This is a genomic window from Streptomyces sp. NPDC058637, assembly GCF_042717325.1.
GTDB lineage: Bacteria > Actinomycetota > Actinomycetes > Streptomycetales > Streptomycetaceae > Streptomyces.
In genome coordinates this window covers 95,425-122,341 of sequence record NZ_JBHXRD010000008.1, presented here as the reverse complement: position 1 = coordinate 122,341, position 26,917 = coordinate 95,425, and the positions used below count along the sequence as shown (strand labels likewise).

The window sequence follows — 26,917 nt, the reverse complement described above, 5'->3', positions numbered from 1 at the left end:
GTGTCGCCGTGTGGTGATTCGGAAAAAGTGACTGATGTTCATCTTACCGACGTGTCCTACCGGCGGTAACCTCCGGCGCATCGGCCACCCGGAGGAGCACGCATGCCCCCTCGCACCCGCACGCTCAGAGCCGCCACAGTCGCGGCCGTCCTCGCCCTCGGTACGTCCCTTCTCGCCTCGGCGCCCCAGGCCGGGGCGGCGCAGCCGGAACCCGTCGCCGTCACCGACCACTGCCAGGGGCAGTGCGCGGACATCCTGCCGCCCGGCGAGAACGGCAACGCCACCCTCGTCGAGATCCTCGGCAACAAGGCGTTCGGCACGCACCCCGCGCACAGCGACGACCAGCTCGACCGCTACAACGGCCTGGTGGCCGGTCACACGGGCCTCACCGACCAGAAGCTGACCGACTTCTTCAACGACGCCTCCTTCGGGGTCGCCGCCGACCAGGTCGAGTCCGTCACCACGCCGCGCTCCGACGTCACCATCACCCGCGACAAGAAGAGCGGCGTCCCCCACATCAAGGGCACCACCCGCTACGGCACCGAGTTCGGCGCCGGGTACGCGGCCGGGCAGGACCGGCTCTGGCTGATGGACCTCTTCCGGCACATCGGACGCGGCCAGCTGACCTCGTTCGCCGGAGGCGCGCTCGCCAACCAGGGTCTGGAGCAGCAGTTCTGGCCGCAGGCCCCGTACACCGAGGCGGACCTCGAAGCCCAGGTCGAATGGATCAGGACGACCGAGGGGGCGCGCGGCGAACAGGCGATGACCGACGCGCAGGCCTACGTCGACGGCATCAACGCCTACCGCCAGAAATCCAAGAGCGGCCGCTACTTCCCCGGGGAGTACGTCCTCACCGGGAAGATCGACTCCATCACCAACATCGGCGAGATCCAGCCGTTCAAGCTGACCGACCTGATCTCGATCGCCTCGGTCGTCGGCGGACAGTTCGGCGGCGGAGGCGGCGGCGAGGTGCAGGCCGCGCTCTCCCTGCTCGCCGCCCAGCAGAAGTACGGCGTGGAGGAGGGCACCAGGGTCTGGGAGTCCTTCCGCCAGCGCAACGACCCGGAAGCCGTCCTCACCGTCCACGACGGCACCTCGTTCCCCTACGCGGGCAAGCCCGACCAGGCCCGCGGCACCGCCCTCCCCGACGCGGGCTCCGTCACCCCGGAACCGCTGATATACGACCGCACCGGCTCGGCGGGCACCGGTGCGAAGGCCCCGGTCGAGGCACCGGCCGCCCTCAAGCCGCTGCAGGGCATGTACGACGACGGCGTCATCCCGGAGGGATCGCTGCCCGGATCCGGGGACGGCGCCCGGAAGCGGGGCATGTCCAACGCCCTCCTGGTGTCGGGCGAGCACACCGCGAGCGGGAACCCCATCGCCGTCATGGGCCCCCAGACCGGCTACTTCGCCCCGCAGCTGATGATGCTCCAGGAGCTGCAGGGCCCCGGCATCAGCGCCCGCGGCGTCTCCTTCGCCGGCGTCGGCATGTACATCCAGATGGGCCGCGGCCAGGACTACGCCTGGAGCGCCACCTCGGCCGGCCAGGACATCACCGACACCTACGCCGTCGAGCTCTGCGAACCGGACGGCTCCACGCCCTCGAAGGACTCCACGCACTACCGCGACGACGGTGCCTGCGCGGCCATGGAGAAGATGGAGCGCACCAACTCCTGGAAGCCCACGGTCGCCGACTCCACCGCCAAGGGCTCCTACCGGATGCAGGTCTGGCGCACCGACTACGGCATCGTCACCCATCGCGCCACGGTCGCGGGCAAGCCCGTCGCGTACACCTCGCTGCGCACCACCTACCGGCACGAGGCCGACTCGATCATCGGCTTCCAGATGCTCAACGACCCGGCGTACGTCACCGACGCGGCCTCCTTCCAGCAGGCGGCCAGTCACATCGACTACGCCTTCAACTGGTTCTACGCCGACTCGCGGACCGCGGCCTTCTACAACAGCGGCATGAACCCGGTGCGCGCCGCCGGAGTCGACCCGGCGCTGCCGGTGAAGGCCGAGAAGGCGTACGAGTGGCGGGGCTACGACCCGGCCGCCAACACCGCGACGTACACGCCGTTCGCCGAGCACCCGCGATCCAGCGGCCAGGACTACTACATCTCGTGGAACAACCGGCAGGCCAAGGACTACGCCACCGCCGCCTTCGGCTTCGGCTCCGTCCACCGCGGCGACCTCATCGACGACCGGGTGGCGGACCTCGTCGCCGACGGCGGCGTGACCCGCGCCTCCCTCACCCGTGCCATGGCGGAGGCGGCCGTCACCGACCTGCGTGGCGAGCAGCTGCTGCCCGAGCTCCTGAAGGTCCTGCGCTCCCAGCCGGTCACCGACCCGGCGCTCAACACGGTTGTGCAGCAGCTGGACTCGTGGCGCGCGGCCGGCGCGCAGCGCAAGGAGACCAGCTCCGGATCACACACCTACACGCATGCGGACGCGGTGCGGATCATGGACGCGTGGTGGCCGAAACTCATCGAGGCGGAATTCCGTCCCGGCCTGGGCGACGGCCTCTTCACCGCCCTGACCGCGAACCTGGGCACCGACGAGTCCCCGGCCGCGAGCCACGGGCCGAGCGGGGCGCACAGCGGCTCCGCGTTCCAGTACGGCTGGTGGGGCTTCGCCGACAAGGACCTGCGCCAGGTCCTCGGGCAGCCCGTCAAGGGGCCGCTGGCGAAGACGTACTGTGGCAACGGCGACCTGAGCGCGTGCCGCGAGGCGCTGCTCAGCACGCTGAAGCAGGCGGCGGCGACACCCGCGACGACGGTCTACCCGGGTGACGACAGCTGCAAGGCGGGGGAGCAGTGGTGCGGCGACGCCATCATCCACCGCGCGCTCGGCGGGATCACGCACAAGGCGATCCACTGGCAGAACCGTCCGACATACCAGCAGGTAGTCGAATTCCCCTCCCACCGCTGACCCACCCCGGGTGCCGGCCGACCCCGCCCGGCACCCGGGGCACACCGAGCCCGGCCTACCCAGGGCCCACTCCAGCCGGTCAGCCGGGCCCACTCCAGCCCCAGCCCGTCCAGTGGGCCCACTCCAGCCCGCCTGGACGCGCCGGGGGGCCCAATCGGCCCGTCCGGCGTTTGAGGACAAGAGCGACGCGCCCGCCCGGCGGCAGGTCCCGCCCGTCCGGCAGGGACGAGGAACCGGCCGCCGGACGCCCCCGGCCCTCACCGGTACAGCAGATGCCCCTTCCGTACGGCCCGGAACGCCGCCAGATCCGCCCCCCAGGCCCCCACCACCTCATCCGTGTCCGCGCCCGCGTCGATCATCGTGCGGACCCGCGTGTTGCCCGTGAGCTTGTCGATCCAGTTGTCCGAACGCCACGCGAACCCGCTCCAGGTCCGCTTCGCCGTCACCAGCAGGGCGATGCCGGTGCGCACCGGGTCGAAGGCCTCCCGGTCCTGGACGTGCACCTGCACCCCGCCCACCGTCTTCCCCTGGAACTTGGAGAACGTCGGCGCGAAGTACGCCTCGCGGAAGGCCACCCCCGGCAGTTCCAGCGCGTTCGCCGCAGCCGCCCACCGGTGGTCGATCCCCTCCGCTCCGAGCAGCTCGAACGGCCGCGTCGTGCCCCGGCCCTCGGAGAGGTTCGTGCCCTCGAACAGGCACGTCCCCGAGTAGACCAGCGCAGTCTCCGGCGTCGGCATGTTGGGGCTCGGCGGCACCCACGGCAGGCCCGTCGTGTCGAAGAAGTCCGCGCGCCGCCAGCCGGACATCTTCACGACGTCCAGCTCCACCGGCCGCGCCGCCAGGAACTCCGCGTTGAAGAGCAGCGCCAGCTCCGCGACCGTCATGCCGTGCGCCTGCGCGATCTCCCTGCGCCCCACGAACGTGGCGAAGGCCGGATCGAGCACCGGTCCCAGCGCCGCACGCCCCGTCACCGGGTTCGGCCGGTCGAGGACCACGAGCCGCTTGCCCGCGAGTGCCGCCGCCTCCATACAGTCGTACAGCGTCCAGATGTACGTGTAGAAGCGGGCGCCCGCGTCCTGGATGTCGAAGACGACCGTGTCCACGCCGGACGCGGTGAAGATGTCGGCGAGCGGCTGCCCGCTCTTCAGATACGTGTCGTAGACGGGCAGCCCCGTCGCCGGGTCGTCGTAGCGCCCCTCCGAGCCGCCCGCCTGCGCGGTCCCGCGGAAGCCGTGCTCGGGGCCGAAGACGGCGGTGAGGTCAACCCGGTCGTCGGGGTGCATCACGTCGACGATGTGCCGCACGTCGGAGGTGATCCCGGTGGGATTGGTGACGACACCGACCTTCTGACCCGCCAGCAGCCGGTACCCGTCGGCCGCGAGCCGTTCGAAGCCGGTACGTACGCCCGGGCGCCCGGAGCCGTGGCCCCGGCCCGTCGCAGCGGCCGTCCCGGTGCCCGCGGCGGTGGCCGCGAAGGCCCCCACCGCTCCGCCGGCCGCCAGCAAACCACGTCTGGACAGGGTCATTCCGGTACCTCCATGATCGCGCCGACTGTCATGGTCATGCACGCTAGCGCGGGTGCGGGCCGCACGGAACGGCCTTGACTGGGCAGAATCCCAGTCCTGCCCCGGACCCCTTCCCGGATCACATACCGACTGGTTAGTCTGCCGGGGAAGACGGCTGAGAGAGGCGGGACCGATGAGTACGGTGCAAGGCGCTGGCGTAGTGGTGACCGGAGCCGGAGGGGGCATCGGCGCCGCCCTGGCACGCAGATTCGCCGCGGAGGGCGCGCGGGTCGTCGTCAACGACCTCGACGGCGCCCGGGTCGAGGCGCTGGCCGAGGAGATCGGCGGCACGGTGGTCGCCGGCGACGCCTCGAAGATCGTGGAAGCCGCGCGTGACGCGCTCGGCGGCACGGTGGACGTCTACTGCGCCAACGCCGGCCTCGCCTCCGGCGGCGACGCCTTCGCCGACGAGGAGGTCTGGGCCAGGGCCTGGGACGTCAACGTGATGGCCCAGGTCCGCGCAGCCCGGGACCTGCTGCCCGACTGGCTGGAGCGCGGCAGCGGCCGCTTCGTCTCCACCGCGTCGGCGGCCGGCCTGCTCACGATGATCGGCGCCGCTCCGTACAGCGTGACCAAGCACGGCGCGGTCGCCTTCGCCGAATGGCTCGCGCTGACCTACCGCCACCGTGGGATCAAGGTCCACTCGATCTGCCCCCAGGGCGTGCGTACGGACATGCTCACCGCCGCCGGTTCCGCGGGCGCACTCGTGCTCGCCCCCACCGCGATCGAGCCGGAGGCCGTCGCCGACGCCCTGTTCGACGCCATGGAGCAGGACCGCTTCCTGGTCCTGCCGCACCCCGAGGTGGCCGGCTACTACCGGGCCCGCGCCAAGGACCCCGACCACTGGATCGGCAGCATGAACCACCTGCAGCAGAAGTGGGAGGAGGCCGGCGCATGAACGGGTCGATCTACGCGTCGAAGCCCTGGACCGCCCTGCTCAGCGAGGCACAGCGGGCCCCCGTCCACCCGGCCGAGACGGTGGTGCACGCATTCCGCGCCGCCGTCGACCGGGCCCCCGGGCACCCGGCGCTCGCCTACTTCGACGGGCGCCTCACCTACCGGGAGACCGACGAGCTCTCCGACTCCGTGGCCGGGCACCTCGCCGCCGAGGGGCTGCGCCGCGGGGACCGGGTGGCGATCATGCTGCAGAACTCCCCGCACTTCGTCCTCGCGCTGCTCGGCGCCTGGAAGGCCGGCGCGACCGTCGTCCCGCTCAACCCGATGTACAAGTCCGGCGAGGTCGGCCACGTACTGAAGGACGCGGGCGTGACCGCGTTGATCTGCTCCGACCGGGCCTGGGAGTCCTATCTGCGGGACACCGTCCTGGCCGCGCCGAGCGTGCGCATCGCCGTCACCGCCTGCGAGCTCGACCTCCAGACGACGAACGACCCGCGGGTGCTCGGCTTCGAGCGGCTCCCCGCCCCCGGCCCCGACGACCGGCAGGCCGACCTGGTGACCGTCGCCCGGCGCGGCCTCGCCGCCCCACAGGGCCGGGAGCTCACCGCGTCCGACGTGGCGCTGATCAGCTACACCTCCGGGACGAGCGGCACCCCCAAGGGCGCCTTGAACTCGCAGGGCAACATCATGGTCAACGCGGAGCGGCAGCGCACCGGCCACCCCATCGCCGAGGGATCGGCCTACTTCGCGCTCGCCCCGCTCTTCCACATCACCGGCATGGTGTGCCAGCTCGCCACCTGTATCGCCAACGCGGGCACTCTGGTCCTCGCGTACCGCTTCGAGGCGAGCGTGGTCCTGGAGGCCTTCGCCGAGCACCGCCCCGCCTACACCGTCGGCCCGTCGACCGCCTTCATGGCGCTCGCGGCCCACCCGGAGGTCACCCGCGAGCACTTCACCTCCTTCCAGGTGATCTCCTCGGGAGGCGCACCGCTGCCGCCCGCCCTGGTCGAGAAGTTCCGCGAGGGCTTCGGCCCGTACATCCGCAACGGGTACGGCCTCACCGAGTGCACCGCGCCGTGCGCCGCCGTACCGCCGGAGCACGAGGCCCCCGTCGACCCGGTCTCCGGGACGCTCTCCGTCGGCCTCCCCGGCCCGGACTCGGTCGTCCGCATCATCGACGAGTCGGGCGCCGACGTGCCCTTCGGCGAACAGGGCGAGATCGCCGTGCGCGGGCCGCAGGTCGTCTCCGGCTACTGGAACCTCCCGGAGGCCACCGAGGCCGCCTTCCCCGACGGGGAGCTGCGCACCGGCGACATCGGGTTCATGGACGCGGCGGGCTGGCTCTACGTCGTCGACCGCAAGAAGGACATGATCAACGCCTCCGGCTTCAAGGTCTGGCCCCGGGAGGTGGAGGACGTCCTCTACACCCACCCGGCGGTCCGCGAGGCGGCCGTCGTGGGCGTCTCCGACTCCTACCGCGGCGAGACCGTCCGGGCCTACGTCAGCCTGCGCCCCGGGGCGGACGTGGGCCCCGGTGAGCTGAGCGCGTACTGCGAGGAACGGCTCGCCGCGTACAAGTACCCGCGCGAAGTGGAGATCCTGACGGAACTCCCGAAGACGGCAAGTGGGAAGATCCTCAGGCGGGAACTGCGTTCCCCCCGGTAGGACGCTCAGGCACAGACGAAAGGGCAGGTGGCGGCAATGGCCAAGGCGACGGACGGGAACGGTACGCCCGTCCCTCAACGGCTGCTGGCCGCCGCCACCCGGCTCTTCGCCGAGCGCGGTTACGACCGCACCTCGGTCCAGGAGATCGTCGAGGCGGCGGGCGTCACCAAGGGGGCGCTCTACCACTACTTCGGCTCCAAGGAGGACCTCCTCCAGGAGGTCTACTCCCGGGTGCTGCGGCTCCAGCAGGAGCGGCTCGACGGTTACGCGAACGCCGACGCCCCGATCGAGAAGCGGCTGCGGGAAGCGGCGGCGGACGTCGTCGTCACGACCATCGAGAACCTCGACGACGCCTCGATCTTCTTCCGTTCCATGCATCACCTGAGCCCGGAGAAGAACAAGCAGGTGCGGGTGGAGCGGCGCCGCTACCACGAGCGCTTCCGGGCCCTGGTCGAGGAGGGGCAGCGCACCGGGGTCTTCTCCTCCGCGACCCCCGCCGACCTGGTCGTCGACTACCACTTCGGCTCGGTCCACCACCTGTCCACCTGGTACCGCCCGGACGGCCCGCTCAGCCAGCAGGAGGTCGCGGACCACCTGGCGGACCTGCTGCTGAGGGCCCTGCGCCCCTGAGGCGTGTTCCGGCGGTGCCGTCCGGGGTCCGGGTAGGCCTGCGCCAGGTTGTGTCCGATTATCGGACGACCTTGTCCGGATTCAGCTCTTGACGGTACGCGGTCACCTCGTTGAGCATCGGTCACGCACTCAGCACCGCCAGCTCCAGGCCCCGGCCGTGCACGACCGGGGACCCCCGCACGTTCCGTCAGTCCCCGAACGGAATCCGGAGCCCTCCATGAGCCCCTTCCGCCACAGACCCCTGTCCGCGGCCGCCGTCCTCGCCGTCGCGGCCCTGCTCGCCACCGCCGCCCCCGCGGCGCAGGCGGAACCCGTCGCCCGTACGGCCGCCGCCGCCGCGCCCGACATACCTCTCGCCAACGTCAAGGCGCACCTCACCCAGCTCCAGTCGATCGCCACCGCGAACGGCGGCAACCGGGCCCACGGCCGGACCGGCTACAAGGCCTCCGTCGACTACGTGAAGGCCAAGCTGGACGCGGCCGGATACACCACCGCACTCCAGCAGTTCACCTCCGGCGGAGCCACCGGGTACAACCTGGTCGCCGACTGGCCGGGCGGCGACCCGAACCAGGTCCTCATGGCCGGTGCCCACCTCGACTCGGTGACCTCCGGCGCCGGCATCAACGACAACGGCTCCGGATCCGCCGCCGTACTCGAGACGGCCCTGGCGGTCTCACGGGCGCAGCTCACCCCGGACAAGCACCTGCGCTTCGCCTGGTGGGGAGCCGAGGAGCTGGGGCTCGTCGGCTCGAAGTACTACGTCAACAACCTCGCCTCCACCGAGCGCGCCAAGCTCGCCGGATACCTCAACTTCGACATGATCGGCTCGCCCAACGCCGGCTACTTCGTCTACGACGACGACCCGGTCATCGAGCAGACCTTCAAGAACTACTTCGCCGGCCTGTCGGTGCCCACCGAGATAGAGACCGAGGGTGACGGCCGGTCCGACCACGCCCCGTTCAAGAGCGCGGGCGTGCCGGTCGGCGGACTGTTCACCGGGGCGAGCAACACGAAGTCGAGCGCCCAGGCCCAGAAGTGGGGCGGCACCGCGGGGCAAGCCTTCGACCGTTGCTACCACTCCTCCTGCGACACGACCGCGAACATCGACGACACGGCCCTGAACCGCAACAGCGACGCCGTCGCCCACGCGATCTGGACCCTGTCCGCCGGCACGGTGACCCCGCCGACCGGCACGGTGTTCAGCAACGCCACCGACGTGGCCGTCCCGGACAACGGCGCCGCGGTGACCTCGCCCGTCGCCGTCACCGGCCGGACGGGCAACGCCCCGTCCGCACTCAAGGTGGGCGTGGACATCAAGCACACCTACCGCGGTGACCTCGTCGTCGACCTGCTCGCCCCCGACGGCACCGCGTACCGGCTGAAGAACTCGAGCGGCAGCGACTCGGCCGACAACGTGATCGCGACCTACACGGTCAACGCGTCCGCCGAGACGGCCGACGGCACCTGGAGGCTCCAGGTGCGGGACGTCGCCGCGCAGGACACCGGCTACATCGACAGCTGGCAGCTCACCTTCTGACCGCGCCGGGGAGGCGCCCCCCGCGCCTCCCCGCACCGCACTCAGAGGTACTTCTTGATCTCCCGCCGTGCCAGCGACCGCTGGTGCACCTCGTCCGGCCCGTCCGCCAGCCGCAGCGTCCGTGCCGACGACCAGAGTTCGGCCAGCGGGGTGTCCTGGCCGACCCCGCCGGCGCCGTGCAGCTGCACCGCCTGGTCCAGGATGTCGCAGACCGCGCGCGGGGTGGCGATCTTGATCGCCTGGATCTCGGTGTGCGCCCCGCGGTTGCCCACGGTGTCCATCAGCCAGGCCGTCTTCAGGACCAGCAGCCGCAGCTGCTCCACCGTCACCCGGGCGTCCGCGATCCAGTTCTGGACGACGCCCTGCTGGGCGAGCGGCTTGCCGAAGGCCGTACGGGACACGGCCCGCCTGCACATCAGCTCGATCGCGCGCTCGGCCATCCCGATCAGCCGCATGCAGTGGTGGATACGGCCCGGGCCGAGCCGCGCCTGGGCGATGGCGAAGCCGCCGCCCTCCTCGCCGATCAGATGCGAGGCGGGCACCCGTACGTCGGTGAAGACCACCTCGGCGTGGCCGCCGTGGGAGTGGTCCTCGTAGCCGTACACCCGCATCGCGCGCCGGACTTCGAGGCCCGGGGTGTCGCGCGGGACCAGGATCATGGACTGCTGGCGCCGGATGTCCTCGCCGTCCGGGTCCGTCTTTCCCATCACGATGAAGACCGCGCAGTCCGGGTTCATCGCCCCGGAGATGTACCACTTGCGCCCGTTGACGACGTAGTCCCCGCCGTCCCGCACGATCCGGGTCTCGATGTTCGTCGCGTCCGACGAGGCCACCTCGGGCTCCGTCATCGCGAACGCCGAGCGGATCTCGCCGGCCAGCAGCGGCTCCAGCCACTGCTTCTTCTGCTCCTCGGACCCGAACTGGGAGAGCACCTCCATGTTCCCGGTGTCCGGGGCCGCGCAGTTCAGCGCGGTCGGCGCCAGGTGCGGGCTGCGGCCGGTGATCTCGGCCAGCGGGGCGTACTGGAGGTTCGTCAGCCCGGCGCCGTACTCCGCGTCCGGGAGGAAGAGGTTCCACAGGCCCTGCCTGCGCGCCTCCGCCTTGAGGTCCTCGACGATCCGCGGGGTGTCCCACGGTGAGGCCAGCAGCGCGCGCTGCTCCTCGGCGGTCTTCTCTGCCGGGTACACGTGCTCGTCCATGAACGCGAGCAGCCTGGTGCGCAGCTCCTCGGTACGGGCGTCGAATGCGAAGTCCATGGGTGATCAGCCTTCCTGGAGGGTGGTGAGGCCGTGCGCGATGAAGACCGGGACGAGGTCGCCGATGCGGTCGAAGCCGGCGCCGACGGTCTGGCCCAGGGTGTAGCGGTAGTGGATGCCCTCCAGGATCACGGCGAGCTTGAACCACGCGAAGGCCGTGTACCAGGAGATGGCGGAGGTGTCCCGCCCGGAACGGGCGGCGTAGCGCTCGATCAGCTCGCCGGGAGAGGGGTGACCTGCCGCGCCGCTCGTGGTGGACACCGGGGACGTGGGCAGGTCCAGGTCGGAGCTGTACATCACGAGCAGCCCGAGGTCGGTCAGCGGGTCGCCGAGCGTGGACATCTCCCAGTCCAGGACGGCCCTGATGCGGTCGTCCGGGCCGATCAGCACGTTGTCCAGGCGGTAGTCGCCGTGTACGACGGCGGGCGCGGGGGAGACGGGGAGCTCCCGGCCCAGCGCGGCGTGCAGCTCGTCGATGCCGGGCAGTTCGCGGTTGCGGGAGGCGTCCAGCTGCTTGCCCCAGCGCCGCAGCTGCCGGTCCAGGAAGCCCTCCGGGCGCCCGAAGTCGCCGAGCCCGACGGCCGCGGGGTCCACCGCGTGCAGGTCGACCAGGGTGTCCACGAGCCCCAGCACGACGGCCCGGGTGCGCTCGGCGCCGAGCGGGGCGAGCTGCTCCGCCGTACGGTACGGGGTGCCCTCGACGTACTCCATGACGTAGAACGACGCGCCGACGACCGAGTCGTCCTCGCAGAGCAGGACGGGCTCGGGCACCGGCACCGCCGTCGGGTGCAGCGCGCTGATCACCCTGTGCTCGCGCTTCATGTCGTGCGCGGTGGCCAGCACATGGCCCAGCGGCGGTCTGCGGACGACCCACTGCCCGCTGCCGTCGGTGACGACATAGGTGAGGTTCGAGCGTCCGCCCTCGATCAGCCGGGCTTCGAGCGGTCCGTTCACCAGCCCCGGCCGCTCGCGGTCGAGATGGCCGCGCAGCAGGTCGAGGTCGAGACCTGGCGGGTGGACTGGGCTCATGGTGCGCACCTCCGGGGCGGTTGGACGGTCGGGACCATGATGCCGACCAGTCGGTATGTCGTCCAGTGCCGTCCCTGAATCCGGTGGGTGATCTCGGTGCGGAGTCTGGCGCCCGGCTGTATGGCTGAATAGAGTTCACGTATGGATACAGCATTGTTGATCGACGCCGTCCGGCTGACCCCGATCCTCATAGCCGATCCGCCGCTGCTGAACACCCAGGGCGTCCATCAGCCGTACACCCCGCGGCTCATCGTGGAAGTCGTCACCCGCGGCGGTGTGACCGGGATCGGGGAAACCTACGGCGACGGCACCTACCTCGAACTGGCCGAACCCCTGGCCCGCGCCCTGCCCGGCCGCCCGGTCAGCGATCTGAACGGCCTCTTCGCCCTCGCCGACGGGGTGTGCGGCGACTCACGCGCCGCCGACGAGCGGGTCGACGCGGGCGGGCTGCGCGGCGTGCAGACCGCCGACAAGCTGCGGCTCTCCGTCGTCTCCGGCTTCGAGGTCGCCTGTCTGGACGCGCTCGGCAAGACCCTCGGCCTGCCCGTGCACGCGCTGCTCGGCGGCAAGGTCCGCGACCGCGTCGAGTACAGCGCGTACCTCTTCTACCGCTGGGCGGCGCACCCCGTCGGCGGCGAACGGGACGACTGGGGCGCGGCCCTCGACCCCGCCGGAGTCGTCGCCCAGGCGCGGCGCTTCGCCGCCGAGCACGGCTTCAGCTCCTTCAAGCTGAAGGGCGGCGTCCTCCCGCCGGACGAGGAGATCGCCGCCGTCCGCGCCCTGGCCGAGGCCTTCCCGGGCCGGCCGCTGCGGCTGGACCCCAACGGCGCCTGGTCCGTGGAGACCTCCCTGTACGTCGCCGACCGGCTCAAGGGCGTACTCGAATACCTGGAGGACCCGACCAGCGGTACGGCCGCGATGGCGGAGGTCGCCGCCGGGACGGACCTCCCGCTCGCCACGAACATGTGCGTCACCACCCTCGCGGAACTCCCCGAGGCCTTCGCCCGCGACGCCGTCCAGGTGCTCCTCTCCGACCACCACTACTGGGGCGGGCTGCACCGCACCCGGGAACTGGCCGGAATCTGCCGCACCTTCGGCGTCGGACTCTCCATGCACTCCAACACCCACCTCGGCATCAGCCTCGCCGCGATGACCCACGTCGCCGCCACCGTGCCCAACCTCGACTACGCCTGCGACAGCCACTACCCGTGGCAGACCGAGGACGTCGTCACCACCCGCCACACCTTCACCGACGGACACCTGACCGTCTCCGACGCCCCCGGACTCGGCGTCGAACTGGACCGCGACCGGCTGGCCGCACTCCACCGGCGCTGGCTCGACGACGACGGCACGATGCGCTCACGCGACGACGCGGCCGCGATGCGTGAGGCCGACCCGGAGTGGGTGACCCCGCCGATCCCGCGCTGGTGAGCCCCGCACACCACTGCGACCCTTCCACCTGGCCCAGGCCTGAGTTGCGGGGACCCTGACCTGCGCCGATCGTCGGAGGATGAAGGCGATCAGCTACAGCAGGTACGGCTCGGCCGATGTCCTGGAATACGGTGAGCGGCCCGACCCCAAGGTCGGCCCCGACTCGGTCCTGGTGAAGGTACGGGCCGCGGCGGTGAACCCCGTCGACTGGAAGGCCCGCGAGGGATACCTCCAGACGGCGCTCGAAGCCGTCTTCCCGGTCGTCCCCGGCTGGGACGTCTCCGGGGTCGTCGTGCAACCCGGCGCGGCCGTCGACGAATTCGAGGTCGGCGACGAGGTCATCGGCTACGTGCGGGAGGACTTCCTCTCCCGCGGCACGTTCGCCGAATACGTCGCCGCACCCGTGCGCACCCTCGCCCGCAAGCCCCTGAGCCTGAGCTTCGAGGAGGCCGCGGGCCTGCCGCTGTGCGGCCTCACCGCCCACCAGGTGCTGCACCGCACCCTGAAGGTCCAGGAGGGCGAGACCGTCCTCGTCCACGCGGCCGCCGGAGGGGTCGGCTCGCTCGCCGTCCAGCTCGCCCGGCACGCCGGCTGCCGGGTCGTCGGCACGGCCGGCCCCCACAACCACGAGTACGTGCGACAGCTCGGCGCCGAACCGGTGGAGTACGGCGACGGGCTCGCCGACCGGCTGCGGGCGCTGGCCCCCGAGGGCTTCGACGCCGCCTTCGACACCGTCGGAGGGGAAGCCCTGCGGGTCTCGGCGGAGACCCTCGCATCCGAAGGCCGGCTCGCCTCCATCGCCGACGCCGAGGTCTTCTCCTACGGCGGCCGCTACGCCTTCGTGCGCCCCGACGCCCACGACCTCGCCCACCTGGCGGAACTGGCCGAGCAGGGCATCGTCTCCGTGCACGTCGACCGGGTCTTCCCGCTGGAACAGGCCGCGGACGCCTACCGGCTCAACGAGGAAGGGCGCACCCGCGGCAAGATCGTCGTCACCGTGGACTGGGAGAACTGAAGCACCGTACGGGGGCCCGCGGGGCCGGGGGAGCCGGGAGCCGTACGCGGGACCGGGAGAACCGAGCGCCGTGCGGGGGGTCCGCGCTCAGAACAGCATCGCGGCGGCGAACACCGCGAGTGCCACCGTGCACGCCGTCGCCGTCAGCGCGTGGCGCGCCGACAGCGGCGCGGGCTCCGCGGTGCTGATGCCCGTCATCCGCCGGTGCGCCACGCCGAGAAGCCCCAGCCAGGCCGACAGGCTCAGGGCCACGGCGATCACCCCGGCCGCACCCGCCCCGCCGTGCAGGGCCTGCCGGACCGCGAGCAGGGCCACCACCGTGCAGGACAGCGTGGTGCGCCGCCAGGCCAACCGCGTCCGCTCCGGCTGCAGCCCGGGATCGCGCCCGCCCGTCACCGGCCCTCCCAGCCGAACAGGACCACCACCACCATGGCCACCGCGACCACGGCGACGGCCAGGCTCAGCAGCGCCGGGAAGCGCGACACCGGCAGGTCCTCACCGCGCCGCATCGCCCGCTCGCAGCGCACCCAGTGGTGGACGGCCCGCAGCGCGCACAGCACACCGGCCCCCAGCAGCGCGAGAGCCATACCGGCCCGGACACCCCAGGGCAGGCCGGGCAGGAACTGGTCGACGGCGAAACCACCGCCGATCAGCGCGAGAGCCGTACGGATCCAGGCCAGGAAGGTGCGCTCGTTGGCCAGCGAGAAGCGGTAGTCCGGGGTGTCGCCCTCCTCGCGGATCCCCTGCGGCGACACCCACAGCCACAGGCCCCGCCTGAAGTCGCCGCCCCGGCTCATCCGTCGGACCCGGCCCGCATCGCCCGCAGCCGGTGGTACGTCTCCAGCCCGTCCGGCACCCACGTCCAGTCGCCGAGCCTGCGTTCCAGCTCCGCGTCCGTCAGGAAGGTGTGCCAGGCGACCTCCTCGGCCTGCGGGCGCACCGGCAGCTCGCACCGCACCCGGTACACGTACGACCACCAGCTGTGCTCGGCGCTCGTGTAGAGGAACTTGAACAGGGGTTCGGGTCGGGGGAGCCCCGACACCCCGAGCTCCTCCTCGGCCTCCCGCAGCGCCGCGTCGCCGTAGGACTCGCCCGCGCCGACGACCCCGCCCACGAACATGTCGTAGTGCGAGGGGAAGACCAGCTTGGTGGCGGTCCTGCGGTGGACGAAGATCCTGCCCTCCGCGTCCCTGGCCTCGATGAAGGTGCAGCGGTGGCGCAGCCCGCGCGCGGTCGCCTCGCCGCGCGTCGCCTGCCCGACGACCTCGTCGTTCTCGTCGACGATGTCCAGGATCTCATCTGCGGGAGTCATGCCCCTCATCCAATCCCATGCCGCCGACAGCCGTGGATCCGTGCCGCTCCTTGCCCTCCGGCATCGCCGGGTGCAGCCCGAGCAGCACGATCCCGGCCACGATCGCCGCGAGCCCGGCCGCCTCCCAGGCCAGGGCGCCCGTGTCGGTGCGTACCCGGTCACCGAGGAAGCCGATCCCGCAGGCGATCCCGGCCAGCGGCTGCGCGGCGGTCAGCGCGGGCAGGGAGGCCCGCAGCGGCCCCGCCTCGAAGGCGCTCTGCACCAGGATCAGCCCGGCCACCCCCAGCACGAGCACCGTGTACGGCTGCCACGCCGTCAGCAGGGCTGCCCAGCCGCTCTCCGTCAGCTTCTCCCCGCTGACCCTGGTCAGGGCGTCCTGCAGTCCGTACAGCAGCCCGGCCGCGAGTCCCAGCAGCACGGGGGCCCCACGGGTCCGCGGATGCCGGGCGCCGGCGGTCAGGAGCAGCGCGATCCCCGCCACCGTGCCGACCACCAGCCAGTGCCGCAGCGGGTCCGTGTCGGCCTGCCCGCCGCGCGGCTCGCCCGCCAGCAGGAACGCGGTGACACCGCCCGCCAGCAGCCACAGGCCGCCCCAGCCCTGCCGGCCCAGCCGCTGGCCGGTGAGGCGGCGCGACAGGGCCAGCGCGAAGACCAGATTGGTCGCCAGCAGCGGCTCGACGACCGACAGTTCGCCGTTGCCGAGCGCGAGCGCCCCGAGCACCATGCCGCAGACCATCAGCCCGATTCCCGCCAGCCAGCTCGGCACCCGCATCAGGTCCAGCAGCAGCCGGGGCGAGAGGAAGTCACGCAGGGGCGCGCGGCGGGCCGCGTCCTGCTGGAGGACGAAGCCGAGGCCCAGACAGCACGCGGCACTCACGGCGAGCAGGACGACCAGCACCGACACCGTCCGACCATAGCCCCGCGACGGTACGGGAACCGGGAGGGCGCCACGGGCCGGGCGGTTGACGTGGGCGCGGCCCGTACCGAAGATCTGACGCACAAGTAACTTCGCAGCACCGCGCATGCCCCGTACCCGCCCCGCACCGCCCCGAAGGATGGAACCCATGGCGTACGACGCTGACGTGATCGTGATCGGGGCGGGGCTCGCGGGGCTGGTGGCCACCGCCGAGCTCGTCGACGCGGGCCGGACGGTGATCCTGCTCGACCAGGAGCCCGAGCAGTCCATCGGCGGCCAGGCGCACTGGTCCTTCGGCGGTCTCTTCCTCGTCGACTCGCCCGAGCAGCGCCGTCTGCGGATCAAGGACAGCCACGAGCTGGCCCTCCAGGACTGGTACGGTACGGCCGGCTTCGACCGCGAGGAGGACCACTGGCCGCGGAAGTGGGCCGAGGCGTACGTCGACTTCGCGGCGGGCGAGAAGCGGTCCTGGCTGCACGCCCAGGGGCTGCGGCTGTTCCCCGTCGTCGGCTGGGCCGAGCGCGGCGGCTACGACGCCAACGGCCACGGCAACTCCGTACCCCGCTTCCACATCACCTGGGGCACCGGACCCGGGGTCGTCGCCCCCTTCGAACGCCGGGTTCGCGAGGGCGTCGCGAAGGGCCTCGTCCAGCTGCGCTTCCGCCACCGGGTGACCGGCCTCGGACGCTCGGCCGGAGCCGTCGACACGGTCACCGGCGAGGTCCTCGAAGCGAGCGGCACCGAGCGGGGCACCGCGAGCAGCCGCGAGGTCACCGGGGCCTTCGAGCTCAGGGCCCAGGCCGTGATCGTCACCTCCGGCGGTATCGGCGGGAACCACGACCTCGTACGGGCCCAGTGGCCCCGCCGGCTCGGCACCCCGCCCGAGAAGATGCTCTCCGGCGTACCGGCCCATGTCGACGGGCTGATGCTCGGCATCACCGAGGAGGCGGGCGCCCACCACATCAACCGCGACCGGATGTGGCACTACACCGAGGGCATCGAGAACTGGAACCCGATCTGGGCGAAGCACGGCATCCGGATCCTCCCCGGCCCGTCCTCCCTCTGGCTGGACGCCCGCGGCAAGCGGCTGCCGGTGCCGCTCTTCCCCGGCTTCGACACGCTCGGCACCCTCGAACACATCATGAGGTCCGGATACGGCTACACCTGGTTCGTGCTGGACCGGAAGATCATCGGCAAGGAGTTCGCACTCTCCGGCTCCGAGCAGAACCCGGACCTCACCGGGAAGTCGGTGCGGGACGTGATCGGCAGGGCGCGCGCCGACGTGCCCGGGCCCGTGCGGGCGTTCATGGACAAGGGCGTGGACTTCGTCGTCGAGAAGGACCTGGGCGCGCTCGTCCGGGGGATGAACGCGCTGACCGACGAGCCGCTGATCGACGAGGACGACCTGCGCCGCGAGATCACCGCCCGCGACCGGGAGGTCGCCAACCCCTTCACCAAGGACCTCCAGATCACGGCGGTCAACGGAGCCCGCGCCTACCTCGGCGACCGGCTGATCCGCACGGCCAAGCCGCACCGCATCCTCGACCCGGAGGCGGGCCCGCTCATCGCCGTACGGCTCAACATCCTCACCCGCAAGTCCCTCGGCGGACTGGAGACGGACCTGTCCTCCCGCGTCCTGACCGCGGACGGCACCCCGCTGACCGGGGTGTACGCGGCGGGGGAGGCGGCCGGATTCGGCGGGGGCGGGGTCCACGGCTACCGCTCGCTGGAGGGCACGTTCCTGGGCGGCTGCATATTCTCCGGACGCGCGGCGGGCCGCGCGGCGGCGGAGGCCACGGGCTGACCGCACCCGGCCCCACGAGCGCGGACCGCCCGTGACGGGAGCTTCACGAGCCTGTCCCGATTGTGTGCCGTTCGGCGGCAGGCCGAAATCCGACGGTTAGCCTGACTGCGCTCAGGGCGTCCGGGGGACGTCGGACCAGTTGGACGGAAGCGGGAACAGACGTGGGCAGCAGACGTGACGGGAACGCGGTGTCGCGCAGGCACATACTCAGGCTGGCCGGTACGGGACTGGGGCTGGCCGTGCTCGGGGCCGGAGCCGTGGGATGCGGGCCCGAGGAGGACTCGGCCGCCCCGGCCGGCGGCGCCACACCCGGCGGGGGCAGGAGCGGCGACACCTTCACCACCCCGCCGCCCGGCACCGCGCCCGAGCCGCTGTGGCAGGCGGACACCGCGAACACCAGCCTCTCCGGCGGTGACGCGCTCGCCGTGATCGGCGGCCTGGCCCTGGTCTCGGGCGACCCCCTGGTCGGACGGGACACCGTCACCGGCAAGGAGAAGTGGAAGCGCGCCGGTGTCGCCACGCCGGGCGCCAAGCTCATCGTCGGCGGCGGGACGCTCTACCTCGCCAGCGGTGAGTACGACGGCAACGTGGTGGGTCTGGATCCGGCCACCGGCAAGGAGACCTGGCGCAGCCGTCTCGGCGACGAGTACCAGCAGCCGCGCCCCATGGCGGCGGACGACGGCCATGTCTACGTCCTGGCCGGGATCCTGGAGAAGGACTTCACCACGCCGAACAACGTGATCGCCGCGATCGACACGGCCTCCGGCAAGGTCACCTGGAGCGAGCAGCGCGACGCGGGCACCGAGGAGTACGGCATCAACGCCGCGGTCGTCGGAAAGCGCCTCGTCTACACGGACTACCGGGAGAACGTGACCGTCCGCGACACGACGACGGGCCGGCAGATCTGGACGAAGAAGATCGGCCGGTCCAACTACCGCCACTTCGCCGTGCACGAGGAGCTGGTGATCGTGGCGGACGGACAGCGGCTGCGGGCGTTCGAACTCGCCGGGGGCAAGGAGCGCTGGTCGCTCAAGACGGAGGCGTTCAGCCGGTTCAACGACCCGCACCTCCTGGACGGCGTGCTCTACGCCTCCGACAGCGCGCGCGGCCTGTGGGCCGTGGACCCCGCCACGGGCAAGGAGGTCTGGCACAACGAGGACCTGCGGGACACGGCGACGCAGGCATGGCAGTTCGTCAAGGTGAAAGGCACCCTCTACGGAGCCACCGAGTTCGACAAGGACGGCGGCGTGCACGCCTTCGACGCGGCGACCGGGAAGCTGCGCTGGACGTACAACGACGAGACCGGCGACATCCAGCAGTGGTACGTGGCCGCGGCGGGCGACCGGCTGGCCGTGATGCACGGGAAGCGGCTCTACGCGCTCCCAGCCGTCTGACCACCCTGCCCTGCCCGGCCCCCGCTGCGACGACGCACGGGGCCGGGCCGGGGCCCGTGGCAGGAGGGGCCGATGCCGCCGGCCCACCCCGGGCGGGCCCGCGCCCGCACGTCCTCGGCGGCGGGCGGCCCCGGCCAGGGCCGCTTCCCCCGGCCCGCACACACCCCCGCGTGCCCGGGACCGGTCGCTCCCGCCGGCTCGCTGCGGGCCGTCGTTGTCCGGCAGGTTCGTACCGGGTGGCGCCGCTCCGGCCGTTTGGCACCGGAGCAGGTCCGGGTCGCTCCGGCCGGTCCGCACGGGCCGTTCCCGGGATCGCTCCCGCCGGCTCGCTGCGGGGCGGCGGGCGTCGTTGTCCGGCAGGTTCCCACCGGGTGGCGCCGCTCCGGCCGTTTGGCACCGGAGCAGGTCCGGGTCGCTCCGGCCGGTCCGCACCGGGTGGACGGCGGGCCGGTCGGCGCCGCGTTCCCGCCGGTCCGTTCCCGCCCGGGCTCCTGCTCGCCCTGGCGTCCGCTTCCGCCCGCCCGCCCCGCCCCGCGTCAGGGCGGCCGTCGTCAGAGCAGCCGCTCCACCACCCGGAACCTCTCCGCCACCACCATCGTGTCGTCGTCCACCGTGAAGGACGGATCGCCCAGCGCGTCGCGCATCTCCTCGCTGTGCCAGAACGCCTCGTGCCCGGCACGCCACTCCGCCACCGACGTGTGGCCCTCGCCCTCGTCGAGCGCGTGCCGCAGATCCACCGATCCCAGCGGCAGTACCCGCACCTCCGTCACCTCGACCACCGCGATCTCCCGCCCCTGCGAGTCGATGAGCGCGGACCTCTCGCCCACCGGCGGCAGCTCCTCCTTCTCGATCTCGTATTCCAGGAGCAGACCGGACGTCGACACCTTCTCGCCGGAGAGCACGGCCGCCACCAACTGATCGCGCAGCGGCCCGGGGAAGGCGAGGAGGAACGGCTTGAGCGGTTCGGGGGTGTCCATCCCGGCAGTGTGGCACGCGTCACTCCGAGCCACCCAGCCGCTTCCGTACCCTCGCGACGAGCTGCGCGAAAGGTGCGGACCAACCCCCTCCGGCGGTGGCCTTCGCCCTCACCGACGACAACCCGGCCGGCGACCCCACGGCGCCCGTCCCGCACCTGTTCACCTGGATGGGCAACGTCGGCGCCCTCGGCGTCATCCTGCTGATGGCGGCGGCCTCCTTCGCGGTCATCGCCTTCTTCCTGCGCCGCGGCGCGGGCCGCGCCCAGGCATCCCGGCTGGTCGCCTCCGGCCTCGCCCTGCCGGCCATCGCCGTGTCCACCGTCCGGGACTTCGACGTACTCGTCGGCTCGGGCCCCGGCTCCGCGCTCGACTGGCTGCTGCCCGGAGCCATCGGGGCCGCACTCGTCGTCGGTCTCGTGTACGGCGCGGTGCTGCGCTCCACCGAGCCGGAGGTCCACGCCAGGATCGGGCTGGGCGACGAGGCCTTCCAGCTGGAGAAGGCCGCGGAGAGCACGCCGGGCCCCCGGCAGTTCTTACGGTGGTGTGACGTACACCTGCGGCCCCTGGTGACGGGACGGCCGCGGGTGTTCGATGGGCGGGTGAACAGTCGCCCTCCCGCTCACCGGGAACCACCCGGTCACGAAGGCCCACCCGGCCACGAGGACCCGGCCGGCAGCCGCGGCACGCCCGTGGGCCGCCGTCTGGTCCTGACCATGCTGGGCCTCGGCGCCGCCGGAGTGGTGGCGGCCCCCGCACTCCAGCGGGCACTGGAGTCCGGGCTCGGCGCCGTCGCCGACAAGGATCCCACCGGACTGACCGGGCTCCTGCCCAACGGCGGCGGCTTCCGCTACTACTCCGTCGCCACCTCCGTACCGAAGAAGACCGCCGCCGACTACCGCCTCACCGTGGACGGCCTGGTCGACCGCCCGGCCACGTACACGCTGGACACCCTGAAGGCGCTCCCGCAGACCCGCCTGGTGCGGGACGTCCAGTGCGTCACCGGCTGGCGGGTCCCCGAGACCCCGTTCGAGGGGGTCAGGCTCTCCGCACTGCTGGACGCGGCAGGCGTGCGGGCGGGCGCGAAGGCGATCCGCTTCACCTGCTTCGACGGCGCCTACAGCGAGAGCCTCACCCTGGAACAGGCGCGCCGCGCCGACGTCCTGGTCGCCCTGCGGATGCGGGACGAGCCGCTGTCCCACTCGCACGGCGGCCCGGTCCGGCTCTACGTGGCCCCGATGTACTTCTACAAGTCGGCGAAATGGCTCTCCGGGATCACCGTCACCGACTCCGTCCGCCCCGGCTACTGGGAGGAGCTCGGCTATGACGTCGACGCCTGGGTCGGCCGGTCCAACGGCCGCGACGACGTCCCCACCGTCTGAACCCCCGGTGAGGATCCGCCGCTTCACCCGTGCCGAGCGCTGGGTGCACCGCACCACCGCCTGGCTGACGCTGCTCTGCGTGGCCACGGCCGCCTGCCTGTACGTCCCCCAGCTCGCCGAACTCGTCGGCCGCCGCCACCTCGTGGTCACCGTCCACGAATGGTCCGGGCTGCTCGTTCCCGTACCGCTGCTCGCCGGGCTGGTCTCCCGGGCGCTGCGCGCCGACCTCTCCCGGCTCAACCGCTTCGGGCCGCACGACCGGCAGTGGCTGAAGGCCGCCCTGCGCCGTGACCACCGACCGGACTCGCGGCCCGCCGGGAAGTTCAACGCGGGCCAGAAGCTCTACGCCGCGTGGATCGCGGGCGCCGTGCTCGTCATGCTCGGCACGGGCCTGCTCATGTGGTTCACGGACCTCGCCCCCCTGGTGTGGCGCACCGGAGCGACGTTCGTGCACGACTGGCTGGCGCTCGCCGTCGGCATCGTCCTCGCCGGACACATGGCGAAGGCGCTCGCCGACCCGGAGGCACGCCGTGGCATGCGCACCGGGTCGGTCGAGCGCCCTTGGGCCCGCTCCGAGCACCCGCTGTGGCGGGATCCCGAGGAGGAGTAGCTACAGGACCAGCGACAGCAGCAGGATGAAGCCCAGCGAGACGACGGAGATGATGGTCTCCATCACCGACCACGTCTTGATCGTCTGGCCGACGTCCATGCCGAAGTACTCCTTCACCAGCCAGAACCCCGCGTCGTTGACGTGGCTGAAGAAGAGCGAACCCGCACCGACGGCCAGGACGAGCAGCGCGGCCTCCGGGGTGGACATGCCGGCCGCCAGGGGAGCGACCAGACCGGCCGCCGAGATGGTGGCCACGGTCGCCGAACCCGTCGCCAGCCGGATCGCGACGGCGATCAGCCAGCCGAGCAGCAGGGCGGGTATCGACCAGTTCTCCGAGAACTCCAGGATCATCTGGCCCACACCGGCGTCGATCAGCGTCGTCTTGAAGCCGCCGCCCGCGCCGACGATCATCAGCACGCCCGCGATCGGGGCGAGGGACTTCTCGACGGTCGTGGAGAGCCGCGCCTTGGTGAAGCCGGCGGCCCGGCCCAGCGTGAACATGCCGACGATCACGGCCGCGAGCAGGGCGATCAGCGGGGAGCCGATCACATCGGTGACCCGCTGGACGTGGTTCTCCGGGTCGTCCACCACGATGTCGACGAGCGCCTTGGCCAGCATCAGGACGACGGGCAGCAGCACGGTGGCCAGGGTGGCGCCGAAACCGGGGCGGTGCTCCAAGTCCTCCGAGGGGCGCTGCGGGATCATCTTCTCCGGAGCCTGGATGTCCACCCAGCGGGCGGCGTACCGGGAGAAGACCGGACCCGCGATGATCACGGTCGGGATCGCGACGAGCACACCCAGCGCCAGCGTGACACCCAGATTGGCGTCGAGGGCGTCGATGGCGACCAGCGGGCCGGGGTGCGGCGGGATCAGACCGTGCATCACCGAGAGTCCGGCGAGCGCGGGGATGCCGATCCGCATCAGCGAGTAGTTGCCGCGCTTCGCGACGAGCAGCACCACCGGGATCAGCAGCACGATGCCGACCTCGAAGAACAACGGCAGACCGATGATCGAGGCGATCAGCACCATCGCCCAGGGCATCGCCCGCCCGCTCGCCCTCGCGAGGATCGTGTCGACGATCTGGTCGGCGCCGCCCGAGTCGGCGAGCAGCTTGCCCAGGATCGCGCCGAGCGCGATCAGCACACCGACGCTGGCGACCGTGGAGCCGAGACCCGCGGAGAAACTGGTGATCGTCTTGTCCAGCGGGGCACCGGCGAAGACGCCGAGCGCCAGCGAACCGATGGTCAGCGCCAGGAAGGCGTGCACCTTGAACTTCGTGATGAGTACGACGATGACGGCGATGCCCGCCAGGACGGCGATGCCCAACTGCGCGTTGCCGGCCGAGGTGATCGGTTCGACGGCGTCCGCTGCCAGCATCTCGACGCTGAGACTGCTCACGGTGAATCCTTAGGAATCGAGCCGGCGCAGCGCTGCGACGGCCCTGTCGATGATTTCTTCGGGGGAGCCGGACACGTCCACGGCCACACCCAGCTCGTCCTCCTGCAGCGGCTGCAGGGTCGCGAACTGGGAGTCGAGCAGTGCGGTCGGCATGAAATGCCCCTTGCGGCCCGCCATCCGGCGCTCGATGAGAGCCCGGTCGCCGGTCAGGTGGAGGAAGACGGCACCGGGAGCCTCGGCGCGCAGCCGGTCGCGGTAGACCCGCTTGAGCGCCGAGCTGCTGACGACTCCGCCGAGACCGGACCGGCCGTGCGCCCACCGGCCGATCGCGTCCAGCCAGGGCCAGCGGTCGTCGTCGTCCAGCGGCGTGCCCGCCGACATCTTCGCGATGTTGGCAGGCGGGTGGAAGTCGTCGCCCTCGGCGTAGGGAACGCCGAGGGCGGCGGCGAGCAGGGGACCGATCGTGGTCTTGCCGGTCCCTGCTACGCCCATGACCACGACGACGTGGGGGGTGCTCATTGGTGCCTCGCTGTCTTCTTCGACATCGGTCCGTCGCGCTACTGAAACCCATTACATACGACTTATTCAAGAGGCTGTGACATAAACGTCGTACTTTTTGTTCCCGCAGGTCGCACCGTAGGCTTGTGGCGTGACCACACAGAGCCAGGGGCTGCATACACATGTGCTGGACGCCCTGGGTCTGGAGATCGCCGCGGGCGACTGCCCGCCGGGCCGCGTCCTGCGCACCGATGAGCTCGCCCAGCGCTTCGACGTGTCCCGTACCGTCGTACGCGAGGTCGTCCGCGTACTGGAATCCATGCACCTGGTCGAGTCCCGGCGCCGGGTCGGGGTGACCGTGCGGCCCACCGAGGAGTGGAACGTCTTCGACCCCCAGGTCATCCGCTGGAGGCTGGCCGGAGCGGACCGCCCCCGGCAGCTGCGGTCGCTCACCGTGCTGCGGTCCGCCGTCGAACCCGTCGCCGCCGGACTCGCCGCCCGCCACGCCACCGCCGAGCAGTGCGCCGCCCTCACCGAATGCGCCCTCGGCATGGTCGCCACCTCGCGCGGCCAGCAGCTGGAGGGCTATCTGCGGCACGACATCGCCTTCCACCGGATCGTGCTCATCGCCTCCGGCAACGAGATGTTCGCGCGGCTCGGCGACGTCGTCGCCGAGGTCCTCGCGGGCCGCACCCACCACCAGGTGATGTTCGAGGACCCGGACCCGGCCGCCGTCACGCTGCACGTCCGGCTCGCCGAAGCGGTGCGCGAGGGCGACACAGCGGGCGCCGAGCGGCTGACCAAGGAGATCGCGGTCGGCGCACTGCACGAACTGGACGTCCTCGCGCCCTGACCCGGACTCCCGCCCCGGTACGGTGACCAATGAACGATCTTCGGCAGAACACGGGACAGTCCGGATGGGAGACCACGACATGGCGCAGCGGGTACAGGGTGTCATCGCACCGGGGAAGAACGAGCCGGTGCGGGTGGAGACGATCGTCGTGCCGGATCCGGGTCCGGGTGAGGCCGTGGTGAAGGTCCAGGCGTGCGGGGTCTGTCATACCGATCTGCACTACAAGCAGGGTGGTATCAACGACGAGTTCCCGTTCCTGCTGGGTCATGAGGCGGCGGGTGTCGTGGAGTCGGTGGGGGCGGGGGTCACGGATGTGGTGCCCGGGGACTTCGTGGTCCTGAACTGGCGTGCGGTGTGCGGTCAGTGCCGTGCGTGTCTGCGCGGGCGTCCCTGGTACTGCTTCGACACCCACAACGCGAAGCAGAGGATGACGCTGCTGGACGGTACCGAGCTGTCGCCGGCGCTGGGGATCGGGGCGTTCGCCGAGAAGACCCTCGTGGCAGCCGGCCAGTGCACCAAGGTCGATCCCGCGGTCTCCCCGGCCGTGGCCGGCCTGCTGGGCTGCGGGGTCATGGCGGGTATCGGGGCGGCGATCAACACCGGCCAGGTCGGCCGGGGTGACTCCGTGGCCGTCATCGGCTGCGGCGGTGTCGGCGACGCGGCGATCGCCGGGGCCCGCCTCGCCGGTGCGGCGAAAATCATCGCGGTGGACATCGACGACCGCAAGCTCCGGACGGCGAAGACGATGGGCGCCACGCACACGGTGAACTCGGCTTCCGACGACCCCGTCGAGGCGATCCGGGCGCTGACCGGCGGGAACGGCGCGGATGTCGTGATCGAGGCGGTCGGCCGCCCGGAGACGTACAAGCAGGCCTTCTACGCCCGTGACCTGGCCGGCACCGTCGTCCTGGTCGGGGTCCCCACCCCGGAAATGCGGTTGGAACTGCCTCTGCTGGACGTGTTCGGGCGTGGTGGTTCCCTCAAGTCGTCCTGGTACGGGGACTGTCTCCCCTCGCGTGACTTCCCGATGCTGATCGACCTGCACCAGCAGGGCCGACTCGACCTCGGAGCGTTCGTCACCGAGACCATCGCCCTGGGTGACATCGAGCAGGCCTTCGCCCGGATGCACGACGGTGACGTCCTGCGCTCGGTGGTGGTGTTCTGATGAGCGCCCGCATCGACCACCTCGTCACCTCCGGCACCTTCGCCCTGGACGGCGGCGCGTGGGACGTCACCAACAACGTGTGGATCATCGGCGACGACACCGACGCCGTCGTCATCGACGCCGCCCATGACGCCGACGCGATCCGGAGCGCACTGGGTGGCCGTACCCTGCGCGCCATCATCTGCACCCACGCACACAACGACCACATCGACGCCGCCCCCGCCCTCGCCGACGCGACCGGCGCACCGATCCTCCTGCACCCCGACGACCTCCCCCTGTGGAAGCAGACCCACCCCGGCCGCACCCCCGACGCCGAACTGGCGGACGGCCAGGTCCTGGAGATCGCCGGAACCCGCCTGGAAGTCCTGCACACTCCGGGTCACGCCCCCGGCGCGGTCTGCCTCCACGCCCCGGAACTGGCCACCGTCTTCACCGGCGACACCCTCTTCCAGGGCGGCCCCGGCGCCACCGGCCGGTCCTTCTCCCACTTCCCCACCATCATCGACTCCATCAGGGACCGGCTCCTGACCCTCCCGGCGGAAACCGCCGTCCGCACCGGACACGGCGACCCCACCACCATCGGCGCCGAAGCCCCCCACCTCAACGAATGGATCACCCGCGGCCACTGACCGAGGCCGGCTTCACCGGTCCGGCC

General features: G+C 71.8%; 24 protein-coding genes. 14 read left to right on the top strand and 10 right to left on the bottom strand.

Annotated elements, in window-relative coordinates:
- The first annotated feature begins 102 nt into the window (after nucleotides 1-102).
- On the top strand, nucleotides 103-2,931 hold the full coding sequence (locus tag ACFWVP_RS10395) for a penicillin acylase family protein (RefSeq protein ID WP_384495326.1): 2,829 nt from the start codon (nucleotides 103-105) through the stop codon (nucleotides 2,929-2,931).
- A gap of 257 nt (nucleotides 2,932-3,188) precedes the next feature.
- Here the strand turns inward: ACFWVP_RS10395 and ACFWVP_RS10390 are convergent, their stop codons facing one another.
- A complete protein-coding gene (locus ACFWVP_RS10390; RefSeq protein WP_384495324.1) occupies nucleotides 3,189-4,457 on the bottom strand; it encodes an exo-beta-N-acetylmuramidase NamZ domain-containing protein in 1,269 nt (422 codons plus the stop codon).
- A 172-nt stretch (nucleotides 4,458-4,629) separates the two neighbouring features.
- Between ACFWVP_RS10390 and ACFWVP_RS10385 the strand changes: the two genes are divergently transcribed.
- From ACFWVP_RS10385 to ACFWVP_RS10370, 4 genes are all read left to right on the top strand, one after another.
- The gene (locus ACFWVP_RS10385) at nucleotides 4,630-5,394 is read left to right on the top strand and encodes an SDR family oxidoreductase (protein WP_384495322.1); all 765 of its coding nucleotides are present in this window, start codon (nucleotides 4,630-4,632) and stop codon (nucleotides 5,392-5,394) included.
- Nucleotides 5,391-7,058, top strand: coding sequence for an AMP-binding protein (locus tag ACFWVP_RS10380; protein ID WP_384495320.1), 1,668 nt, complete (start codon nucleotides 5,391-5,393; stop codon nucleotides 7,056-7,058). The genes ACFWVP_RS10385 and ACFWVP_RS10380 overlap by 4 nt, the downstream gene beginning before the upstream one ends.
- A 36-nt stretch (nucleotides 7,059-7,094) precedes the next feature.
- Nucleotides 7,095-7,688: a TetR/AcrR family transcriptional regulator gene (locus ACFWVP_RS10375; RefSeq protein ID WP_384495319.1), complete on the top strand. Its 594-nt coding sequence runs from the start codon at nucleotides 7,095-7,097 to the stop codon at nucleotides 7,686-7,688.
- A gap of 217 nt (nucleotides 7,689-7,905) precedes the next feature.
- Entirely contained in the window at nucleotides 7,906-9,225 is a 1,320-nt protein-coding gene (locus ACFWVP_RS10370; RefSeq protein WP_384495317.1) for a M28 family metallopeptidase, read from the top strand.
- 41 nt (nucleotides 9,226-9,266) lie between these two features.
- On the opposite strand, the gene ACFWVP_RS10365 is transcribed toward ACFWVP_RS10370, so the two are convergent.
- Nucleotides 9,267-10,481 (bottom strand): acyl-CoA dehydrogenase family protein, encoded by a 1,215-nt coding sequence (locus ACFWVP_RS10365; RefSeq protein ID WP_384495315.1) that lies wholly within the window; start codon nucleotides 10,479-10,481, stop codon nucleotides 9,267-9,269.
- 6 nt (nucleotides 10,482-10,487) lie between these two features.
- A complete protein-coding gene (locus tag ACFWVP_RS10360; RefSeq protein WP_384495313.1) occupies nucleotides 10,488-11,510 on the bottom strand; it encodes a phosphotransferase family protein in 1,023 nt (340 codons plus the stop codon).
- Between the two features lie 141 nt (nucleotides 11,511-11,651).
- Here ACFWVP_RS10360 and ACFWVP_RS10355 point away from each other — a divergent pair, with 141 nt between their 5' ends.
- Nucleotides 11,652-12,941 carry a glucarate dehydratase family protein gene (locus tag ACFWVP_RS10355; protein ID WP_384495311.1) on the top strand — a complete coding sequence of 430 codons (1,290 nt, stop codon included), beginning with the start codon at nucleotides 11,652-11,654 and terminating at the stop codon, nucleotides 12,939-12,941.
- A gap of 79 nt (nucleotides 12,942-13,020) precedes the next feature.
- Nucleotides 13,021-13,956, top strand: a complete 936-nt coding sequence (locus tag ACFWVP_RS10350) for an NADP-dependent oxidoreductase (RefSeq protein ID WP_384495309.1) — start codon at nucleotides 13,021-13,023, stop codon at nucleotides 13,954-13,956.
- Nucleotides 13,957-14,043: 87 nt separating this feature from the next.
- On the opposite strand, the gene ACFWVP_RS10345 is transcribed toward ACFWVP_RS10350, so the two are convergent.
- From ACFWVP_RS10345 to ACFWVP_RS10330, 4 genes are read right to left on the bottom strand one after another with little or no spacing between them, the layout of a single operon-like run.
- Entirely contained in the window at nucleotides 14,044-14,352 is a 309-nt protein-coding gene (locus ACFWVP_RS10345) for a DUF202 domain-containing protein (RefSeq protein WP_384495307.1), read from the bottom strand.
- Complete coding sequence (locus ACFWVP_RS10340; RefSeq protein ID WP_384495305.1) at nucleotides 14,349-14,753, bottom strand: YidH family protein; 405 nt, start codon at nucleotides 14,751-14,753, stop codon at nucleotides 14,349-14,351. Before ACFWVP_RS10340 ends, ACFWVP_RS10345 begins: the two co-directional genes overlap by 4 nt.
- Complete coding sequence (locus ACFWVP_RS10335) at nucleotides 14,750-15,268, bottom strand: NUDIX hydrolase (RefSeq protein WP_384495303.1); 519 nt, start codon at nucleotides 15,266-15,268, stop codon at nucleotides 14,750-14,752. The genes ACFWVP_RS10340 and ACFWVP_RS10335 overlap by 4 nt, the downstream gene beginning before the upstream one ends.
- Nucleotides 15,252-16,172, bottom strand: a complete 921-nt coding sequence (locus ACFWVP_RS10330) for a DMT family transporter (RefSeq protein WP_384495302.1) — start codon at nucleotides 16,170-16,172, stop codon at nucleotides 15,252-15,254. The genes ACFWVP_RS10335 and ACFWVP_RS10330 overlap by 17 nt, the downstream gene beginning before the upstream one ends.
- A gap of 160 nt (nucleotides 16,173-16,332) precedes the next feature.
- Here ACFWVP_RS10330 and ACFWVP_RS10325 point away from each other — a divergent pair, with 160 nt between their 5' ends.
- Nucleotides 16,333-17,988, top strand: a complete 1,656-nt coding sequence (locus ACFWVP_RS10325) for an FAD-binding dehydrogenase (RefSeq protein ID WP_384495300.1) — start codon at nucleotides 16,333-16,335, stop codon at nucleotides 17,986-17,988.
- A 161-nt stretch (nucleotides 17,989-18,149) separates the two neighbouring features.
- Nucleotides 18,150-19,382: a PQQ-binding-like beta-propeller repeat protein gene (locus ACFWVP_RS10320; protein WP_384495298.1), complete on the top strand. Its 1,233-nt coding sequence runs from the start codon at nucleotides 18,150-18,152 to the stop codon at nucleotides 19,380-19,382.
- A gap of 551 nt (nucleotides 19,383-19,933) precedes the next feature.
- Here the strand turns inward: ACFWVP_RS10320 and ACFWVP_RS10315 are convergent.
- Nucleotides 19,934-20,359, bottom strand: a complete 426-nt coding sequence (locus ACFWVP_RS10315) for an ASCH domain-containing protein (RefSeq protein ID WP_384495297.1) — start codon at nucleotides 20,357-20,359, stop codon at nucleotides 19,934-19,936.
- A gap of 713 nt (nucleotides 20,360-21,072) precedes the next feature.
- On the opposite strand from ACFWVP_RS10315, the gene ACFWVP_RS10310 reads away from it, so the two are divergent.
- Nucleotides 21,073-21,738: a molybdopterin-dependent oxidoreductase gene (locus tag ACFWVP_RS10310; RefSeq protein ID WP_384495503.1), complete on the top strand. Its 666-nt coding sequence runs from the start codon at nucleotides 21,073-21,075 to the stop codon at nucleotides 21,736-21,738.
- Nucleotides 21,680-22,348 carry a cytochrome b/b6 domain-containing protein gene (locus tag ACFWVP_RS10305; protein ID WP_384495296.1) on the top strand — a complete coding sequence of 223 codons (669 nt, stop codon included), beginning with the start codon at nucleotides 21,680-21,682 and terminating at the stop codon, nucleotides 22,346-22,348. Before ACFWVP_RS10310 ends, ACFWVP_RS10305 begins: the two co-directional genes overlap by 59 nt.
- Here the strand turns inward: ACFWVP_RS10305 and ACFWVP_RS10300 are convergent, their stop codons facing one another.
- Both ACFWVP_RS10300 and ACFWVP_RS10295 read right to left on the bottom strand, forming a co-directional pair.
- On the bottom strand, nucleotides 22,349-23,746 hold the full coding sequence (locus tag ACFWVP_RS10300) for a GntP family permease (RefSeq protein ID WP_384495294.1): 1,398 nt from the start codon (nucleotides 23,744-23,746) through the stop codon (nucleotides 22,349-22,351).
- 9 nt (nucleotides 23,747-23,755) lie between these two features.
- The gene (locus ACFWVP_RS10295; protein ID WP_384495293.1) at nucleotides 23,756-24,265 is read right to left on the bottom strand and encodes a gluconokinase; all 510 of its coding nucleotides are present in this window, start codon (nucleotides 24,263-24,265) and stop codon (nucleotides 23,756-23,758) included.
- 130 nt (nucleotides 24,266-24,395) lie between these two features.
- On the opposite strand from ACFWVP_RS10295, the gene ACFWVP_RS10290 reads away from it, so the two are divergent.
- The 3 genes from ACFWVP_RS10290 (at nucleotide 24,396) to ACFWVP_RS10280 (ending at nucleotide 26,891) form a co-directional block, all read left to right on the top strand.
- Nucleotides 24,396-25,097 (top strand): FadR/GntR family transcriptional regulator, encoded by a 702-nt coding sequence (locus ACFWVP_RS10290; RefSeq protein ID WP_384495291.1) that lies wholly within the window; start codon nucleotides 24,396-24,398, stop codon nucleotides 25,095-25,097.
- Between the two features lie 79 nt (nucleotides 25,098-25,176).
- Nucleotides 25,177-26,262: an S-(hydroxymethyl)mycothiol dehydrogenase gene (locus ACFWVP_RS10285; protein WP_384495289.1), complete on the top strand. Its 1,086-nt coding sequence runs from the start codon at nucleotides 25,177-25,179 to the stop codon at nucleotides 26,260-26,262.
- A complete protein-coding gene (locus ACFWVP_RS10280) occupies nucleotides 26,262-26,891 on the top strand; it encodes an MBL fold metallo-hydrolase (RefSeq protein ID WP_384495288.1) in 630 nt (209 codons plus the stop codon). The genes ACFWVP_RS10285 and ACFWVP_RS10280 overlap by 1 nt, the downstream gene beginning before the upstream one ends.
- Nucleotides 26,892-26,917 lie beyond the last annotated feature (26 nt).

Bases quoted from the DNA above. Each gene is read 5' to 3' on its own strand.
- ACFWVP_RS10385 (WP_384495322.1), top strand. From the start codon at position 4,630: ATGAGTACGGTGCAAGGCGCTGGCGTAGTGGTGACCGGAGCCGGAGGG.
- ACFWVP_RS10390 (WP_384495324.1), bottom strand. From the start codon at position 4,457: ATGACCCTGTCCAGACGTGGTTTGCTGGCGGCCGGCGGAGCGGTGGGG.
- ACFWVP_RS10370 (WP_384495317.1), top strand. From the start codon at position 7,906: ATGAGCCCCTTCCGCCACAGACCCCTGTCCGCGGCCGCCGTCCTCGCC.
- ACFWVP_RS10315 (WP_384495297.1), bottom strand. From the start codon at position 20,359: ATGGACACCCCCGAACCGCTCAAGCCGTTCCTCCTCGCCTTCCCCGGG.
- ACFWVP_RS10305 (WP_384495296.1), top strand. From the start codon at position 21,680: ATGACGTCGACGCCTGGGTCGGCCGGTCCAACGGCCGCGACGACGTCC.
- ACFWVP_RS10295 (WP_384495293.1), bottom strand. From the start codon at position 24,265: ATGAGCACCCCCCACGTCGTCGTGGTCATGGGCGTAGCAGGGACCGGC.
- ACFWVP_RS10285 (WP_384495289.1), top strand. From the start codon at position 25,177: ATGGCGCAGCGGGTACAGGGTGTCATCGCACCGGGGAAGAACGAGCCG.
- ACFWVP_RS10395 (WP_384495326.1), top strand. From the start codon at position 103: ATGCCCCCTCGCACCCGCACGCTCAGAGCCGCCACAGTCGCGGCCGTC.
- ACFWVP_RS10365 (WP_384495315.1), bottom strand. From the start codon at position 10,481: ATGGACTTCGCATTCGACGCCCGTACCGAGGAGCTGCGCACCAGGCTG.
- ACFWVP_RS10280 (WP_384495288.1), top strand. From the start codon at position 26,262: ATGAGCGCCCGCATCGACCACCTCGTCACCTCCGGCACCTTCGCCCTG.
- ACFWVP_RS10350 (WP_384495309.1), top strand. From the start codon at position 13,021: ATGAAGGCGATCAGCTACAGCAGGTACGGCTCGGCCGATGTCCTGGAA.
- ACFWVP_RS10340 (WP_384495305.1), bottom strand. From the start codon at position 14,753: ATGAGCCGGGGCGGCGACTTCAGGCGGGGCCTGTGGCTGTGGGTGTCG.
- ACFWVP_RS10325 (WP_384495300.1), top strand. From the start codon at position 16,333: ATGGCGTACGACGCTGACGTGATCGTGATCGGGGCGGGGCTCGCGGGG.
- ACFWVP_RS10375 (WP_384495319.1), top strand. From the start codon at position 7,095: ATGGCCAAGGCGACGGACGGGAACGGTACGCCCGTCCCTCAACGGCTG.
- ACFWVP_RS10380 (WP_384495320.1), top strand. From the start codon at position 5,391: ATGAACGGGTCGATCTACGCGTCGAAGCCCTGGACCGCCCTGCTCAGC.
- ACFWVP_RS10355 (WP_384495311.1), top strand. From the start codon at position 11,652: ATGGATACAGCATTGTTGATCGACGCCGTCCGGCTGACCCCGATCCTC.
- ACFWVP_RS10360 (WP_384495313.1), bottom strand. From the start codon at position 11,510: ATGAGCCCAGTCCACCCGCCAGGTCTCGACCTCGACCTGCTGCGCGGC.
- ACFWVP_RS10335 (WP_384495303.1), bottom strand. From the start codon at position 15,268: ATGACTCCCGCAGATGAGATCCTGGACATCGTCGACGAGAACGACGAG.
- ACFWVP_RS10310 (WP_384495503.1), top strand. From the start codon at position 21,073: ATGCTGGGCCTCGGCGCCGCCGGAGTGGTGGCGGCCCCCGCACTCCAG.